The following is a 15,732-nucleotide window of genomic DNA, read 5'->3' on the forward strand; positions in this document are numbered from 1 at the left end:
ATGCTTGATAAAGTCGAAATACAGAGAATTATAAAAAAGATCACCTCTAGCGAATATTATGAAGGCAACTATGGAGACTGCATTGATAGTGCAGACAGTGTCCTGAGTGGTGTTGACGAGGCAGCCCGGAAGGAAGTTCCAAAGGACTACCTAGATTTCCTAGCATTTTTTGGATTTGGTGAGCTAGATCCAGCCTTTTGCATTGAGGATGGGCCGGTTATATATTCATCCATCTACGGGAGAGAGATTAATGGGTTTGAGAGCATGTATGTATTTGCCGGTAACTCAGGTGAAACATTATATGCATTTGACTCGCGAAATCATTGGGCGATAGTAGAGTTGAGCGCTGAATCAGACGAGCTCGAAGTTGTGGCGACGAGTTTTTCAGAGTTTATATTGGAAAAACTGAAGTATCTTGAAGGGGTGGTTGATTGGCGGGCTGAAAATTGATTCTAGGGTTCTAGTTTAAAGTTGACCACGTGATGGTGGTGTTAAATTAATCAATAAGATCAACTCTATATCGTCTGTCAAAAACCCGACCAAGTATGAACAGGGTTTGATTCGCGGGGCCGAGCTGCTGAAAAAAGCTGGATATGAAGGATTTTAAATGGCTAAGAAAGTAAAGCTTGGCGACATTTTGCAGGTGTTAACCTCGCAGGGTGTCGCATATGCTCAAGTTACTCATAAGCACCCGGAGTTCGGTTTTTTAATTCGTGTTTTCCCCGAATTTCATAATGAACAGCCAAAAGATTTTTCAGCGGTGGTTCAGGGCGAGCCACAGTTTTCTGCATTCTTTGTTGTTCAAAGTGCTGTAAATCAAGGCCTCCTATCCGTTGTGGCAACTGTTCCGGTCCCCGAAAGGTTACAAGTGTTTCCTACGTTCCGCTCCAGAAATGGCGGACCGGGAGGCTCTATTTGGCTGTGGAACGGAAGCGAAGCACTTCGACTGGAGAGAGAGATCAGCTCGGAAGAGCTGAAGCATTCCATAAGAGGAATTATCAGTGCGCCATTGCTTGTTGAGCGCATTGAAAAAAATTACAGAGCTGAGACTCATGAGGTCTGGCGAGTTGTAGAGGTTTCAACTTGATCTGACACTCTCGACACCGGCCTTTCGCCGGTGTTGTGTTATCCGTCAAACTGTTGTTTCTTTTCTGCTCTCCGGCGGCTATCGAGCTGCTACTTATCTGCTCTTAATTGCTATCTTTGCGCTACTTTCTGGCTACTTTTTCCATCGGCCAAGCCGCTGGCGAAGGGTTTGACCCTCTGGTCGGCGCCTGTCCTTAAATTCGCTGTGTGTTTACGACTGTATTCCACCCTTAAATCCCAGCATTTTTGCGATACACCATACGCACCCTACGGGTGAACGTAATGCACTGATCTATATGGGTTTAGTCCTGATTCTGAATCTTTCACTTGTAGTGGCAGGCGACTACAGCTTCGTCTGTAAGCTGCGACATTCCTGCGCTTGAACGACTATAGCTTGTATACGGTGGCTGTAGCTGCGTTTTTTCTTTAGCTGCTGGCTCTATTACCGCTGTCCGTCCCTATGATTCGCGATGCCTGGTACTTGAGAATCATCCCATCAAGTAGTGCCTTGATAACCGACTTCTCGGCTTCGGGCATATGGCGACGGCCTCGAAGCGCAGGCGTAAATCGTCGGACGGTCCGCGTTCTCCTTCAGCGAACACCAAATTCGCGCAGGAACCCATGCGGTTATTTCCAGCGGCATTTCGACGGCGGTCAATGGCGGTAGTTTTGGTGACAACCTCGGCTCGGCGTTGGTTGGCGAGGCGAGCACCATTGCGATGGCCACCGGCTTCAACTTTGTCGGCAACCGCACCATCAAGTTCGATAATGGCAGCGTGCCGAAGATCTTTGCTCACGCGCTCATGGGCGGATTGCTCGCGGAGGCAACCGGCAGCGACTTCAAGACCGGGGCCATGGCTGCTGGTTTGAACGAAGCAATGAGCAATAGGCTGGCAGCGGTTGCTCGGGGTAATGACAACGTTCACGTGATGCTTTCGCAGTTGACCGGGGTTGTTGCGGAAACTGCGGTTGATGGTGATCTAGGCGTCGGGTCAGAAATTGCGCAAAGCAGGACGATCTACAACTACCTTTACCACCGAGAAATCCTCGAGATACAGCGAGTAATCGATGCACAGAAGACTGAGGCTTGGCGGTTGGAGGTGCAAGAGCGCTATGCTGAGCTTGACGCTCGTAGAAGCGACGAAAGTGGAGCTTTATGTCAAAAATCTTTGGCGCAGTGTGAAGTTATTGCCAAACGCTTGATATCTGAAAAGCCGGAAATCAGTCAGCTCGTTGATGAGCAAAAGAGGAAGGGTGTCAACGAAGGTGTGATGTCTGGTTACATCATTACCTCAAGTGGATAATAAAGGGACGAAGCGTGCACCTACCAAGGAAGAGTTGGATTGGTTTAATATTATTAGCTGGTGAGGTGCCCCCATGAAAGACCTGACAACTGGTCAACGCGTAATTGTTCATATCCACTCTGAATATGGACCATATATTAGAATTTCAAGCTATGAAGATGGTGGTGCGTTAGAGGATGTTTTTGATGAGCAATACCATGTGCTTTACTGGAAGGCCACTCCTGAAGAACTGGTGGCAACTGGTGGCAACTGGTGGCAACTGGTGGCAATGAATATTACTTTGGCAGAATTGCGGATCCGGTCAAGCTTCAAGAGCTGCTGGATAACATTGAATTTTAAGTGCACAGCATTAGGGTCTGTACGAAATTCGAGGCAAATCAACAGCAGCCCGCTACGCGTTGAGATTTTGTAGAGTCTCTGGCTATCCAAGGAAAGGAATCCTGTGATGGCAATGCGTTATGAACTCTCTGATGCTGTGTGGGATGTGGTGGCCGATCTCTTCACTGAAAACCGCCGTAGAGGCCGTCCCCGCGTTGATGAACGGCTGATGGTCAACGGCGTGCTGTGGATCCTGTGCTCGGGCGCCAAGTGGCGCGACATGCCAGAGTATTTCGGCCCCTGGTCCACGGTCTATCAGCGCTTTCGTAACTGGAGAGACCGCGGCACGTTCGACCAGATGCTCAAGCGTCTTCATATCAGGCTCAACGAGCAGGGTCAGATCGATCTGCAAACCTGGATAATCGATTCAGCCGCAATTCGCGTTACCCGAGCGTCATCAGGCGCGGGTAAAAAGGGGGCCTGACGAATCCGCCGACCACGCATTAGGTCGCAGCCGTGGTGGTTTGACCACCAAGATCCACATGCTTTTCGATGCCTACGGGGTACCGTTGCGCTTCCTGCTCTCTGGCGGACAAACCAGCGATATCAACTATGCTCAGCCGCTGCTCGATGACGAGAGCATTCCCAATACTCGCGGTCGGCCGCGCAAGCGCTGCCGATGGCTACCGGCTGACAAGGGCTACGATGCCGAAGCTCTGCGGCGGTACTGTGACCGCTACAGAATGCAACCTGTAATCCCTCTGCGAACCATGAAACGGAAGCCTAAGCCAGGGCTACCCAGGCTGTTCGACTGTCCAAAGTATCGTCAACGCAACATCATCGAACGGATGTTCGTATGGCTGAAAGAGCACCGACGTATCGCTACTCGTTTCGATAAGCTCGCGAAAAGTTTTGCAGCGATGATCTCGTTGGCTTGTGCGATGCGTTGTCTGCGACACCTTTTTTCATACAGTGCCTAGGAGGCATTAGCACTGGTCTCGCAGTCCAAAAGTGGGTGCAAATCAACTGGTAGATAGCTACTGATCAAGAAATGTCCGACGATTTCGACCTTCGCAGCCACTGAAGTTGTAGAAATCTAGGTACAACGGCTACGTACAATCCATAAACAAAAAGCCCCTGAAACCATTGGTTTCAGGGGCTTTCGTATGTATGGCGGAGAGATAGGGATTTGAACCCTAGGTACTGTTGCCAGTACAACGGATTTCGAATCCGTCCCGTTCGGCCACTCCGGCATCTCTCCAGTGGCGCGCATGATACCAGCTGTTTGCCGAAAGGCAAAGCCTGTTTTCGAAAAAAATTCGCGTGGTATCAGGCGCTTGCGTGAACTTGTCGCTTACAGCGGCACGCCCAGGCGTTTGGCAACTTCTTCGTAGGCTTCGATAACGTCGCCCAGACCCTGGCGGAAGCGGTCCTTGTCCATCTTCTTGCGGGTCTCTTTGTCCCACAGGCGGCAGCCGTCCGGGCTGAACTCGTCGCCCAGGACGATCTCACCGTGGAATACGCCGAACTCAAGCTTGAAGTCGACCAGCAGCAGGCCGGCGTCGTCGAACAGCTTGCTCAGCACTTCGTTGACCTTGAGCGACAGGGCTTTCATCTTCACCAACTGCTCGGCGGTACCCCAGCCGAAGGCAACCACGTGGGATTCGTTGATGAACGGGTCGCCCTTCTCGTCGTTCTTGAGGAACAGTTCGAAGGTCGAAGGCTCGAGCTTGATGCCTTCTTCGACGCCCAGGCGCTTGACCAGGCTGCCGGCAGCGTAGTTACGCACGACGCATTCGACCGGGATCATGTCGAGCTTCTTGACCAGGCACTCGTTGTCACCCAGCAGCTTGTCGAACTGGGTCGGGATGCCGGCTTCTTCAAGCTTTTGCATGATGAAGGCGTTGAACTTGTTGTTCACCATGCCCTTGCGGTCGAGCTGCTCGATGCGCTTGCCGTCGAACGCCGAGGTGTCGTTGCGAAACAGCAGGATCAAGCGGTCAGCGTCGTCGGTCTTGTAAACCGACTTGGCTTTGCCGCGGTAGAGTTCTTCACGTTTTTCCATGATGGGCTCCGCTTGCTAAATGAGATGGGCTAGGCGATTTCACGCCAGTCGAGCCCGGAATCCTGATTGGCCACTTGTAGCCAGTCCGGGTCGCAGCCGAGGGTATCGACGAAGCATTGCCGGGCCAGCTGTGGCTGGTTGTTCTTGCTGCTGAGATGGGCCAGCACCAGGTGTTGCAGGTTCTGCCAGTCCAGCTCCGACACCAGGCGCGCGGCCTGATGGTTGTTCAAATGTCCGTAGTCGCCGCCCACCCGCTGCTTTAAAAACATCGGGTAAGGCCCGCGTCCGAGCAGGTCGCGACAGTGGTTGGCCTCGATCAGCAGGGCATCCAGGCCCTGGTAGCTGCTGAGCAGGGCCGCATCATACGAGCCCAGGTCGGTCAGCACACCAAAGCGCCGGCGACCATCACCAAATACGTACTGCAGCGGCTCCAGCGCGTCGTGGGTGACGCCGACGGCAGTAACGCTCAAGTCGCCCAGCTGCAACGTGTCATTGGCGGCCAGAAAGCCTGCGGCCTCGACCGGCTTGCGCATGCCGCGCAAAGTGCCGCGGCTGAGGTAGACCGGTACATTGTAGCGCCGCGACAGCAACCCGACCCCATGCACGTGGTCGGCATGTTCGTGGGTGACCAGCACCGCGCTCAATTGCGCCGCAGAAACGCCGAGCAGCGCCAGGCGCCGCTCGGTTTCACGCAGGGAAAAGCCGCAATCGACCAGGAGCAAGGTGTTGCCACTGGCGATCAACGTGCCATTTCCCTGGCTTCCACTTCCAAGTACGGCGAAGCGCACTTAACCCAGGTTGTCCTGAATCACGCTCAGCACGCGGCGGGCGACGTCTGCCGGGGCCACGGTGTTGATGTTCTTCTCGACGGTCACCTGGACGCTTTCGCCCACCTTGCTCAGGCGAACTTGATAGCGCTCGGCACGGGCTTCACGCTCTTCCTTGCTCGGTGCGCTGCCGAACAGGCGGCTGAAGAAGCCTGGCTGCTCCTTGGTCTCGGCCTTCTCGGCGAGGTTGATGTAGTACAGGCCCAGGCTGCGGTTGATGTCCTCGACGCGCCAATCCCCCTGTTCCAGGGCACGGCCGACGCTGGACCAGGCGCGATCGAGGTCGGCGCCCAGGTTCAGCACCGGGTTGCCGCTGCCGTCTTCGCTGAGGCTGACGCGGCTCGGGGCGTCGAAGTCGCGAGCGGCGAGCAACGATACCGAACCGCCCTTCTCGGCGCTGCGGGTCATGCTGGCGAGCATTTCGTCGACCAGGATGGCGTCGACACCGGTGTTGGCCGAACGCGCCGGGAAGTCCTGCTCGGCCGTGCTGCCGGCCGGACGCTCGACGGTGACGATGTAGACCTCACTGGTGTTGCGCTGCACGCCCGGTTCGATGCGGATGCGTGCACGGACTTCGTTGTCGCTGCTGCTCGAAGCACTGCCCAGACGCTTGGCCATGGACGCCGAGAGCTCGTCGAAACGCTGCCAGGTGGTGTTGAATTCGCCGGTTTGCGGACGCTCTTCGGCAATCCGGAAGCCATTGTCTTCGAAGAACTGACGGGCAACCGGCCAGACTTCAGCCGGCGAACGCTGGGCCAGGACCCAACGCGCGCTGCCGCTCTTCTGCAGGCTGAAATCGCTGATGTCGGCGCCCGCGTTCAGCGGCTGCGGACGTGGCACTTCGAACTCGCCCTTGACGTTGTCGTCGGCGACGTTGCGCGGGATCGGCAGCAGCGGATCGAGCCGCTTGGCGCTGCTGACGTCCGGCGGCAGCTGCATCGGCGGCTTCTGGGTGGCCTCCAGATAATCGCTGCCGCGGTCACGGAAGTAACCCTCTTCACCCCAGAGCCAGCCACAACCGCTGGTACTGGAGATGATCAAGGCAAGGGCGGAAAGACCAGCCAATCGCTTCATGCGGTGTACGTCCTCAATTAAAACTGCAGGCCGCACTGGCGCATCGCCTGGCGTACCGTATCGTGACAGGATTCGCTCAGCCAGGTCAGTGGCAGGCGGATGCCTTGCTGCATCAGGCCCATTTCGACCAAAGCCCACTTCACCGGAATCGGGTTGGCTTCGATGAACAGGTTCTTGTGCAGCGGCATGAGTTTTTCGTTGATCGCGCGAGCCTTCTCGGCATTGCCCTCAAGGGCGGCTTCGCACAGATCGGCCATTTCCCGCGGCGCGACGTTGGCGGTCACGGAGATGTTGCCTTTACCGCCCATCAGGATCAGCTCAACGGCGGTCGGATCGTCGCCGGACAGGACGATGAAGTCCTTGCTGACGCCATCGAGGATGGCCTTGGCGCGCGTAAGGTCGCCGGTGGCTTCCTTGATGCCGATGATGTTCGCCACGGTCGACAGGCGGATCACGGTCTCGGCCTGCATGTCGCAGGCGGTGCGGCCGGGTACGTTGTAGAGGATCTGCGGGATGTCGACGGCTTCGGCAATGTGCTTGAAGTGCTGGTACAGGCCTTCCTGGGTCGGCTTGTTGTAGTACGGCACCACCAGCAGGCAGGCATCGGCGCCGGCTTTTTGGGCGTTGCGGGTCAGGTGCACCGCTTCGCTGGTGGAGTTGGCGCCGGTACCGGCGATCACCGGGATGCGGCCGGCAACGCGCTTGACCACGAACTCGATGACCTTGATGTGTTCATCGACGTCCAGGGTGGCGGACTCGCCGGTGGTACCGACGGCGACGATGGCATGGGTGCCCTTCTCCAGGTGGAAGTCCACGAGTTTGCCGAGGCTGTCCCAATCAAGACGCCCTTGTGCATCCATGGGTGTGACCAATGCCACCATACTGCCCGCAATCATGAATCTGCTCCTGCCGGAAAAAGAGAGCGGTAATGGTACTGGCGCCATCGGCCTTGCACAAGCGAAGCAGGCGGGCGGAGCATTCCCCTCGGCGGCCATTTTCGCTACCCTTCTGTCTTTGATCGGTACATAGTGGCCCGCCGGGCTGCCGACAACGCGCGTAGCCAGCGCCCGAAGCCTCGATCCTGAGCCCCGGGCTCTTGCCTGCCGGCCTTTTTGCCACGTCAGGTACCGACCGCTCATCGCTTTAGGAATGCTGCATGTCCACCCCCACCGTTCGCGAACAATTCCTTGTCATCAGCGCCCTGGGTGCCAATCCCATGGAGCTGACCAACATCCTGTGCCGGGCCAGCAACGACAATCGCTGCTCGGTCGTCACCTCGCGCCTGACCCGCCACGGCGAGTGCAGCGCCCTGGTGCTGCAGGTCACCGGCAGCTGGGACGCCCTGGCGCGCTTCGAAGCCGCCCTGCCGGGCCTGGCCAAGAAGCACACCTTCACCGTCAACGTGGTGCGCAGCGCCGAGCTGGAGGTACGCCCGCTGTCGCTGCCGTACGTGGCCTATGTCAGCGCCGCCTATCGCCCGGACATCATCAACGAGCTGTGCCAGTTCTTCATCGACCACCACGTGGAGCTGGAGAACCTGACCTGCGACACCTACCAGGCGCCGCAGACCGGCGGCACCATGCTCAACGCCACCTTTACCGTGACCTTGCCGGCCGGTACCCAGATCAGCTGGCTGCGTGACCAGTTCCTGGACTTCTCCGATGCGCTGAACCTGGATGCGCTGATCGAACCGTGGCGCCCACAGAACCCGATGTAAGGAAGCTTTCATGGCCGTTGAACTCGACCAACCCGTCGCCGATTTCCAGGCCCTGGCCACCAGCGGCCAGAGCATCAGCCTGGCTGAGCTCAAGGGCAAGCAGGTGGTGCTGTACTTCTACCCCAAGGACAGCACCCCGGGCTGCACCACCGAAGGCCAGGGTTTCCGTGACCAGCATGCGGCCTTCGACGCGGCCAACACCCTGGTGTTTGGCGTTTCGCGCGATGGCATCAAGTCCCACGAGAACTTCAAGGCCAAGCAGGCCTTCCCCTTCGAGCTGATCAGCGACAAGGACGAGGCCCTGTGCCAGCTGTTCGACGTGATCAAGCTGAAGAAGCTCTATGGCAAGGAATACCTGGGTGTGGACCGCAGCACCTTCCTGATCGACAAGGACGGCGTGCTGCGCAAGGCCTGGCGCGGGGTGAAGGTGCCTGGGCATGTCGATGCCGTTTTGGCGCAAGCGCAGGCGCTGAACAAGGCCTGAATCGCGGCGATGCCATCGCTGGCAAGGCCGGCTCCCACAGGTTGGCGGCGCATGCAACCCCTGTGGGAGCTGGCCTTGCCAGCGATGGCTGCAAAGCAGCCCTACATCAAAGCAGCGGCGCCACCATCGGCTCGCGCCGCGGCCAGGCATCCAGCACGGCCTTGAACAAGGTCGCCAGCGGGATCGCAAAGAAGATCCCCCAGAACCCCCACAACCCGCCAAACAGCAGCACCGCGCAGATGATTGCCACCGGGTGCAGGCTCACCGCCTCGGAGAACAGCAACGGCACCAGCACGTTGCCATCCAGGGCCTGAATGATCGCGTACACCGCCATCAGGTAGATGAACTGATCGCCCCAGCCCCACTGGAACAGCGCGATCAAGGTCACCGGCACGGTCACCACCACCGCGCCGACATAGGGCACCACCACCGACAGGCCGACCAGCAGGGCCAGCAACGCCGCATAGTTGAGCCCCAGGCTGATGAAGGCGATGTAGGTGGCCACACCACAGATCAGGATCTCGATGCCCTTGCCGCGGATGTAATTGGCAATCTGCCGGTTCATCTCTTCGGCCACCCGGGTCATCAGCGCCCGCTCCTTGGGCAGGTAACCGCTGACCCAGTGGGCGATCTGCTCGCGGTCCTTGAGGAAGAAGAACACCAGGATCGGCACCAGCACCAGGTAGATCATGATGTTGACCAGCAGCGGCAGGCTCGACAACGAGAAGGTCAGCGCCCACTGGCCGAACTTGCCGATCTCACCGCGCATCACCTCGATGGCCTGCAGCACCTGCTCGTCAGAGACCAGGTGCGGGTAGCGCTCGGGCAACAGCAACAACAGCGACTGCCACTTGCCAAGCATGCCCGGCAGCTCGTTGAACAGGGTGATCAACTGGTGCCAGAGCAGCGGCACCAGCACCAGCAGGAACACCGCCAGGGCGCCCATGAACAACGTGAACACCAGCGCCACCGCGTATCGGGTCGGCACCCGCAGGCGCTCCAGGGCATTGACCAGGCCCTGCATCAAGAACGCCAGGACCATCCCCGCCAGCACCGGGGCAAGCATGCCGCCCAGGGTCAGGACGGCGGTGAACGCCAGAAACAGCAAGACCGCCAATACCACCGCTTCTTCATCGGAGAAGTAGCGCTGCATCCAGTCGCGAAGCACCTTGAACATTGACGATCCTTTAACAGAGAAAACTCAGGCTTTCTTCAACCAGTAGGTGTACACACCGGCCTCGGCCTCTTCGAGCAGCAGCGTATGACCGGCCAACTTGGCAAAAGTGCGAAAATCGCGCTGGGAACCGGCGTCGGTGGCAATCACCTTGAGCACTGCGCCACTGTCCAGGCGGTTGAGCTCCATCTTCGCCTTGAGCAGCGGCAGCGGGCAGTTCAGCCCGCTGGCGTCGAGTTCGGCGTCATGGGTCGGGGTAGCGCTCATGGGGTTCTCCAGGCAGGAATGCGGGCACAGGTAGCATTTTGAACAAGCCCGGTAGGATACCGCCACTGGTCGCCAACGTGTGAGCGGGCTACAGTAAGGTTCTTTGTCGACCAGAGCTTCGTGCATGAATTTTCTGCGCCCTACCCTGCTGACGCTGGCCTGTTTGATGGCGCTCCCCAGCCATGCCGACGACCTGCCGTCACTCGGCGACGCCAGTTCTGCCATTGTCTCCCCGCAACAGGAACACCAGCTGGGCCGCGCCTGGCTCAGCCTGCTGCGGGGCAATGTCAACCAACTGAACGATCCCCAGCTCAAGGATTACGTCGAAACCAGCGTCTACCGCCTGGCCGAGACCAGCCAGCTACAGGACCGGCGCCTGGAGTTCATCCTCATCGACAGCCGCGAACTCAACGCCTTCGCCGCTCCCGGCGGGATCGTCGGGGTCAACGGCGGGCTGTTCCTCAATGCCCAGACCGAGGGCGAGTACGTCTCGGTATTGGCCCACGAACTGGCGCACTTGTCCCAGCGCCACTTCGCCCGGGGCGTCGAGGCCCAGCAACGCATGCAACTGCCGATGATGGGCGCGCTGCTGATCGGTATCGTCGCCGCAGCAGCAGGGGCCGGTGATGCCGGTATTGCCGCGATCGCCGGCACCCAGGCCGCAGCCATCCAGGAACAGCGGCGCTTCTCCCGGCAAAACGAACAGGAAGCCGACCGCATCGGTATCCTCAACCTCGAGAAGGCCGGCTACGATCCGCGCAACATGCCGACCATGTTCGAGCGCCTGATGCGCCAGTACCGTTATGACGCCAAGCCGCCGGAATTCCTCCTGACCCACCCGGTCACCGAATCGCGGATCGCCGACACCCGTAACCGCGCCGAACAGGCGCCCAAGGGCGGCACTGAAGACAGCAAGCGTTATCAACTGATTCGCGCCCGGGTGGCGTTGATCTACGAAGGCACCCCCGGCCTTGCGGCCAAGCGCTTCCAGGCGCAGCTCGATGAAAACCCGCAGCAGGACGCTGCCCGTTACGGCCTGGCGCTGGCCCAGATCAAGGGCGGGCGCCTGAACGAGGCGCGCGAGAACCTCAAGCCGCTGCTGGCCAAGGCGCCCAACGACATCACCTACAACCTGGCGCAGATCGACCTCGATATCACCAACAACCGCTTGCCCGATGCCCAGCAACGGGTCGAGCGGATGCGTGGCCTGTACCCGGGCAACTACCCGCTGCAACAGGCGCGCATCGACCTGCTGCTCAAGCAGAACCGCCCCGCCGAGGCGGAGAAGGCGCTGGATGCCTTGCTCAAGAATCGCCCGCAAGACCCGGATGTCTGGTATGACGTGGCGGAAGTACGCGGGTTGTCTGGCAACACCATCGGCCTGCACCAGGCCCGCGCCGAGTACTTCGCCCTGGTGGGCGACTTCGACCAGGCCTTGCAACAGCTCGATTACGCTAAACAGCGGGCCGGCAACAACTTTGTCCTGGCGTCGAAGATCGATGCGCGTCAGCGCGAGCTGATGGAGCAGCAGCGGATGGTCAAGGACATGATGCGCTAAGACCGCAAGAGGCTGCTTCGCAGCCTATCGCCGGCAACGCCGGCTCCCACAGTAGATTTGCATGCACCAAACCTGTGGGAGCTGGCTTGCCAGCGATGGGGCCGTCAGGCGTTACCGGACAGCTTCAACCGCGCCGCCTGGGTAAAGTCGAGCATGCGCTTGAGCGGCTTGATCGCCTGGGGGATCAGCGCTGGCTCGACGAAGATCTCGTTGCTGCCCTCACGCAGACACTGCAAGGTGCGCTCCAGGGTATTCATCGCCATCCATGGGCAATGCGCGCAACTGCGGCAGGCCGCGCCGTTACCGGCGGTGGGGGCTTCGATGAAGATCTTGTCCGGGCACAACTGCTGCATCTTGTAGAAGATGCCGCGGTCGGTGGCGACGATAAAGGTCTTGTTCGGCAGGGTTTGCGCCGCAGCAATCAGCTGGCTGGTGGAACCCACCGCATCGGCCAGGTCAATCACTGCCTCAGGCGACTCGGGGTGCACCAGGATCGCCGCATCCGGGTACAGCGCCTTCATGTCGGCGAGCTGACGCGACTTGAACTCTTCGTGAACGATGCAGGCACCGTCCCACAGCAGCATGTCGGCACCGGTCTGCTTCTGGATGTAGCGACCCAGGTGCTGGTCCGGCCCCCAGATGATGGTCTCGCCGTTGTCCATCAGGCTTTCGACGATTTCCAGCGCGCAACTGGAGGTCACCACCCAGTCAGCCCGGGCCTTGACTGCCGCCGAGGTGTTGGCATACACCACCACGGTGCGCTCGGGGTGCTTGTCGCAGAAGGCCGAGAACTCTTCAACCGGGCAGCCGAGATCGAGCGAGCAAGTCGCCTCGAGGGTCGGCATCAGCACGCGCTTTTCCGGAGTGAGGATCTTGGCCGTCTCGCCCATGAAGCGCACACCGGCCACCACCACGGTCGTGGCCGCGTGGTTCTTGCCAAAGCGGGCCATTTCCAGCGAGTCGGACACGCAGCCGCCGGTTTCCTCGGCCAGGGCCTGGATCACCGGGTCGCAATAGTAATGGGCAACCAGCACCGCATTTTGCGCCTTGAGCTCGGCGGCAATGGCGGCGCGGTAGTCGGCCTCTTGCTCGGGCGTCAGCGGCTTGGGCTGCTTGGCATCGAGGTGGGCCTGGACGAGAAGGCGTTCGGAAATCTGGGTCATGATCGCTGGACCTGCAGGCGCTTGAGCGCGTAAGTCGAGTGTATCACCGAGCCCTGGCAAATCGGCTACAGGCTCCGCAGGCAGGGCAACTCAGCCTTGCACACAGAACCACGGACCAGCTGCGGCCTCGGGTTTTTATAGGATGCCGAAGGCTACAGATAATCGGATGAATTCAAAAGGTTTTTTTAGTGAAACAAGCCCGGGGCGGGCGCCCCGGGCCTGAACATCAACCGCCTGTCGCCTGCATTGCGCTGGCGTTGGCCATGATCACGCTGGCGAACTGCTCAACGGTCATCTTCTGGCCGTTGAAGTCGACCATGCCATCGGCATAGTGCAGCGTGCTGACAATGTCGTTGCCCTCGACCTTGGCCATCTGGCTTTGCACCGCCATCATGCTGACCATTTCCCCGGCCTGGGCCGCTTGCTGGGAAACGATGTTGGCATCGGTCTGGCCTTCGAACTGTGCTTGCAGGGTGGCCAAGTCACCGATCATCGGCTTGGACAGCGACAGCTTGCTCTGCACCTGGGTGATCAACTGCTTGTACAGCTCCTGCGGTGGCAACTCCAGGGAGGTCGGGTTGGCCAGGTCAACACTGAAGTTGAAACGGCTTTCGCCATTGGCGGTCTTGAACGACAGGTTTTCCAGGGCGATCTGCGGCTTGGCTGCCAGCAGACGCTGGACATCGCTGCGCACCTGGGCTTTTTCTGCGTCGGTCATCGCCAGGTCCGGCATGCCTTCACCCACGGCAGCGGCTTGCTGGAACTCCGGCAGGCGGCTCTGGTACCAGGTAATCAACGCCTGCATGGCCGGGATGTCGAAACGCTTGAGGCTCCAGATCATCTCGCCGGCACCGATGGCCTTGCCGTCGTAGTTGATGTCGGCAACTTTGTATTCCATGCGTGCCGAGAGCTTGTCACCGTCGTTCTTGTATTCGTTGTTCTGCGCCAGGCCCTTGAGTACCAGGACCTTCTGCTGATCGCCGAAAGTCGCGACGCTGTCCGCCACGGCCATGTCCATCTGGCCGACATAGAAGCCGAACGGCGTCTTGGTCATGTCGCCGGTCAGGCTCAGGCCCTTGATCTCGACTTTCAGCGGCGCGCGGTCCGGGGCGACCAGGTTGAGGCTCAGACTGGCAGATTGGCCGGTGAGCTGCACCCGCTCGGCACCTTCGTTGCCGTGGCCGGTGATCTCAAGCCCGGAGAACTTCAGCGACGAGCCGTCCTTGTTCCACTCCAGCGGCGCCACCTGGAAAGCACTGTCCATCGAGCGGTCATAGCCATAGGCGACCTGGCCCTGCAGCGGCGAAACGTCCTTGGCCAGGGCGAACCAGTTGGCGGTGGTGGCATCTTTTTCCAGGGAGTAATGGCTGGCAGCCATGACCGGCATCAGTTTCAGTGCCTTGACCCGCGACAGCGGCAACGGCCCGTGTTCGATCTGGTCGACAAAATTCAGCTCGAAACTTTTGCTTTCTTCGCCAACCTGCAGGTTCTGCACCTTGAGGCGGTATTTGGCGGTACTGCTGAACAGACGGCTGTCCAGCGATACCAGTTGCAGCTCCATAGTCGTGTCCATGCCCAGCAGCGCCTGCTTGGTCTGTGCATTGGACTCGGCGATGGTGGTTTCCAGCACGCCTGGCAGTTGCTTGCCGGTGTACCAGGCACCTGCGGTGCACACCGCTGCCACTGCCACCACCAGCCCGAGTACGCCTGTAGATTTCTTCATGAATTGTTTCGCTTCCATTTGTAGAGAGTTGTTGCTTTGGCTAAGCCTTGTGGCTTATTCGTTGACATCCATGTACTCACGGGCCCAGACGATGTAGTCGCCCGGTACGGTGTAAGTATGGGTGAGTTCGGTGGCGCTCAGGTCCGAAGCGCTGCCGGTGATCCGGCGCTGTTCGCGCAGGCAGTCGTAGGTGGCCTTGATCGCGGCAAAGTAGGCGCCATGACCATCGACGGCGATACGCACGCCAAGCTCGGCCAGGCGCGCATCGTCGTGCAACTGCGGGTTGCCGTAGGTCACCAGCATCAGCGGCACGCTCAGGTGCGCGGCGATCTGTTCAAGGTGGTTGAAGTCGCGGATACCGACCATGCACAGCGCGTCGGCGCCGGCGTTCTGGTAGGCCACGCTGCGGGCGATGACTTCTTCGGTAGGAATCAGCGCCGCGTTGGTGCGGGCAATGATCGACAGCTCCGGGTCGACCCGCGCCTCCAGTGCCGCGCGGATCTTGCCGACGCCTTCGGCGATGCTGACCAGGTCGGTGGACTTGCGCCCGAACTGGGCGGGCAGCAAGGTGTCCTCGATGGTCAGCGCGGCAATCCCGGCACGCTCAAGCTCGGTCACCGTGCGCATCACGTTGAGCGCATTGCCATAACCATGGTCGGCGTCGGCAATCACCGGCAACTGGGCCACCCGGCCGATCCGCGTTGCCTGCTCGGCGAATTCGCTGAGGGTGATCAGGGCAAAGTCAGGTGCGGCCAGCACCTGCAAGGATGCCACCGAGCCCCCCAGGATACCCACCTCAAAGCCCAAATCGGCGGCAATGCGCGCCGACATCGGGTCGAATACGGAGGCGGTGTGGTAGCAGGCAGGTGAGGCAAGCAGTTGGCGGAACGCGCGACGCAGGTCTTGGTGGGAGGCTCTTGGCATGGTCTTTCCAGGCTATCGACTTCATTTTAGTAGGTCGAACATTACCAC

Annotated in this window: 17 protein-coding genes and 1 tRNA gene; 8 read left to right on the forward strand and 10 right to left on the reverse strand. The window is 59.4% G+C overall.

From position 1 onward, the window contains the following. The 5 genes from NLX68_RS06985 to NLX68_RS07005 all read left to right on the forward strand — a co-directional run bounded on the left by NLX68_RS06985 (position 1) and on the right by NLX68_RS07005 (position 3,688). Positions 1-450, forward strand: coding sequence for an SMI1/KNR4 family protein (locus NLX68_RS06985; protein ID WP_254283443.1), 450 nt, complete (start codon positions 1-3; stop codon positions 448-450). Positions 451-607: 157 nt separating this feature from the next. Continuing rightward, on the forward strand, positions 608-1,087 hold the full coding sequence (locus NLX68_RS06990; RefSeq protein ID WP_254283444.1) for a hypothetical protein: 480 nt from the start codon (positions 608-610) through the stop codon (positions 1,085-1,087). Positions 1,088-1,715: 628 nt separating this feature from the next. Continuing rightward, positions 1,716-2,390, forward strand: a complete 675-nt coding sequence (locus NLX68_RS06995; RefSeq protein ID WP_367949527.1) for a DUF637 domain-containing protein — start codon at positions 1,716-1,718, stop codon at positions 2,388-2,390. A 73-nt stretch (positions 2,391-2,463) separates the two neighbouring features. Next, complete coding sequence (locus NLX68_RS07000) at positions 2,464-2,802, forward strand: hypothetical protein (protein WP_254283445.1); 339 nt, start codon at positions 2,464-2,466, stop codon at positions 2,800-2,802. A gap of 33 nt (positions 2,803-2,835) precedes the next feature. Further along, positions 2,836-3,688, forward strand: a protein-coding gene (locus NLX68_RS07005; protein WP_254283446.1) for an IS5 family transposase whose coding sequence is annotated in 2 segments (ribosomal slippage) — positions 2,836-3,189 and positions 3,191-3,688 — 852 coding nt in all. Because the reading frame shifts where the segments join, the coding sequence is not laid out codon by codon here. 191 nt (positions 3,689-3,879) lie between these two features. Here the strand turns inward: NLX68_RS07005 and NLX68_RS07010 are convergent. From NLX68_RS07010 to dapA, 5 genes are all read right to left on the reverse strand, one after another. After that, positions 3,880-3,969, reverse strand: a tRNA-Ser gene (locus NLX68_RS07010). Between the two features lie 93 nt (positions 3,970-4,062). After that, positions 4,063-4,773, reverse strand: coding sequence for a phosphoribosylaminoimidazolesuccinocarboxamide synthase (gene purC / locus NLX68_RS07015; protein WP_010223163.1), 711 nt, complete (start codon positions 4,771-4,773; stop codon positions 4,063-4,065). A gap of 29 nt (positions 4,774-4,802) precedes the next feature. Beyond that, on the reverse strand, positions 4,803-5,561 hold the full coding sequence (locus NLX68_RS07020) for an MBL fold metallo-hydrolase (RefSeq protein WP_010223164.1): 759 nt from the start codon (positions 5,559-5,561) through the stop codon (positions 4,803-4,805). After that, positions 5,562-6,674 (reverse strand): outer membrane protein assembly factor BamC, encoded by a 1,113-nt coding sequence (gene bamC, locus NLX68_RS07025; RefSeq protein ID WP_254283447.1) that lies wholly within the window; start codon positions 6,672-6,674, stop codon positions 5,562-5,564. Between the two features lie 17 nt (positions 6,675-6,691). After that, a complete protein-coding gene (gene dapA / locus NLX68_RS07030; protein ID WP_254283448.1) occupies positions 6,692-7,570 on the reverse strand; it encodes a 4-hydroxy-tetrahydrodipicolinate synthase in 879 nt (292 codons plus the stop codon). Between the two features lie 260 nt (positions 7,571-7,830). Here dapA and NLX68_RS07035 point away from each other — a divergent pair, with 260 nt between their 5' ends. Beyond that, the gene (locus tag NLX68_RS07035; RefSeq protein WP_010223167.1) at positions 7,831-8,391 is read left to right on the forward strand and encodes a glycine cleavage system protein R; all 561 of its coding nucleotides are present in this window, start codon (positions 7,831-7,833) and stop codon (positions 8,389-8,391) included. 10 nt (positions 8,392-8,401) lie between these two features. Further along, positions 8,402-8,875: a peroxiredoxin gene (locus NLX68_RS07040; RefSeq protein WP_010223168.1), complete on the forward strand. Its 474-nt coding sequence runs from the start codon at positions 8,402-8,404 to the stop codon at positions 8,873-8,875. A gap of 106 nt (positions 8,876-8,981) precedes the next feature. On the opposite strand, the gene NLX68_RS07045 is transcribed toward NLX68_RS07040, so the two are convergent. Together NLX68_RS07045 and NLX68_RS07050 are read right to left on the reverse strand one after the other, a co-directional pair. Next, positions 8,982-10,052, reverse strand: coding sequence for an AI-2E family transporter (locus NLX68_RS07045; protein WP_010223169.1), 1,071 nt, complete (start codon positions 10,050-10,052; stop codon positions 8,982-8,984). 24 nt (positions 10,053-10,076) lie between these two features. Beyond that, positions 10,077-10,316, reverse strand: a complete 240-nt coding sequence (locus NLX68_RS07050; RefSeq protein ID WP_010223170.1) for a sulfurtransferase TusA family protein — start codon at positions 10,314-10,316, stop codon at positions 10,077-10,079. A gap of 124 nt (positions 10,317-10,440) precedes the next feature. On the opposite strand from NLX68_RS07050, the gene NLX68_RS07055 reads away from it, so the two are divergent. Continuing rightward, positions 10,441-11,874, forward strand: a complete 1,434-nt coding sequence (locus NLX68_RS07055; RefSeq protein ID WP_036994159.1) for a M48 family metalloprotease — start codon at positions 10,441-10,443, stop codon at positions 11,872-11,874. 104 nt (positions 11,875-11,978) lie between these two features. Here NLX68_RS07055 and nadA read toward each other — a convergent pair whose 3' ends face one another. The 3 genes from nadA to NLX68_RS07070 form a co-directional block, all read right to left on the reverse strand. Further along, complete coding sequence (gene nadA, locus NLX68_RS07060; protein WP_010223172.1) at positions 11,979-13,037, reverse strand: quinolinate synthase NadA; 1,059 nt, start codon at positions 13,035-13,037, stop codon at positions 11,979-11,981. A 226-nt stretch (positions 13,038-13,263) separates the two neighbouring features. Further along, positions 13,264-14,760, reverse strand: coding sequence for a YdgA family protein (locus NLX68_RS07065; RefSeq protein ID WP_254283449.1), 1,497 nt, complete (start codon positions 14,758-14,760; stop codon positions 13,264-13,266). A 54-nt stretch (positions 14,761-14,814) separates the two neighbouring features. Beyond that, on the reverse strand, positions 14,815-15,684 hold the full coding sequence (locus NLX68_RS07070; RefSeq protein WP_254283450.1) for an oxaloacetate decarboxylase: 870 nt from the start codon (positions 15,682-15,684) through the stop codon (positions 14,815-14,817). Positions 15,685-15,732: the final 48 nt, after the last annotated feature.

The sequence above is a fragment of the Pseudomonas sp. SBB6 genome (assembly GCF_024213215.1).
GTDB lineage: Bacteria > Pseudomonadota > Gammaproteobacteria > Pseudomonadales > Pseudomonadaceae > Aquipseudomonas > Aquipseudomonas donghuensis.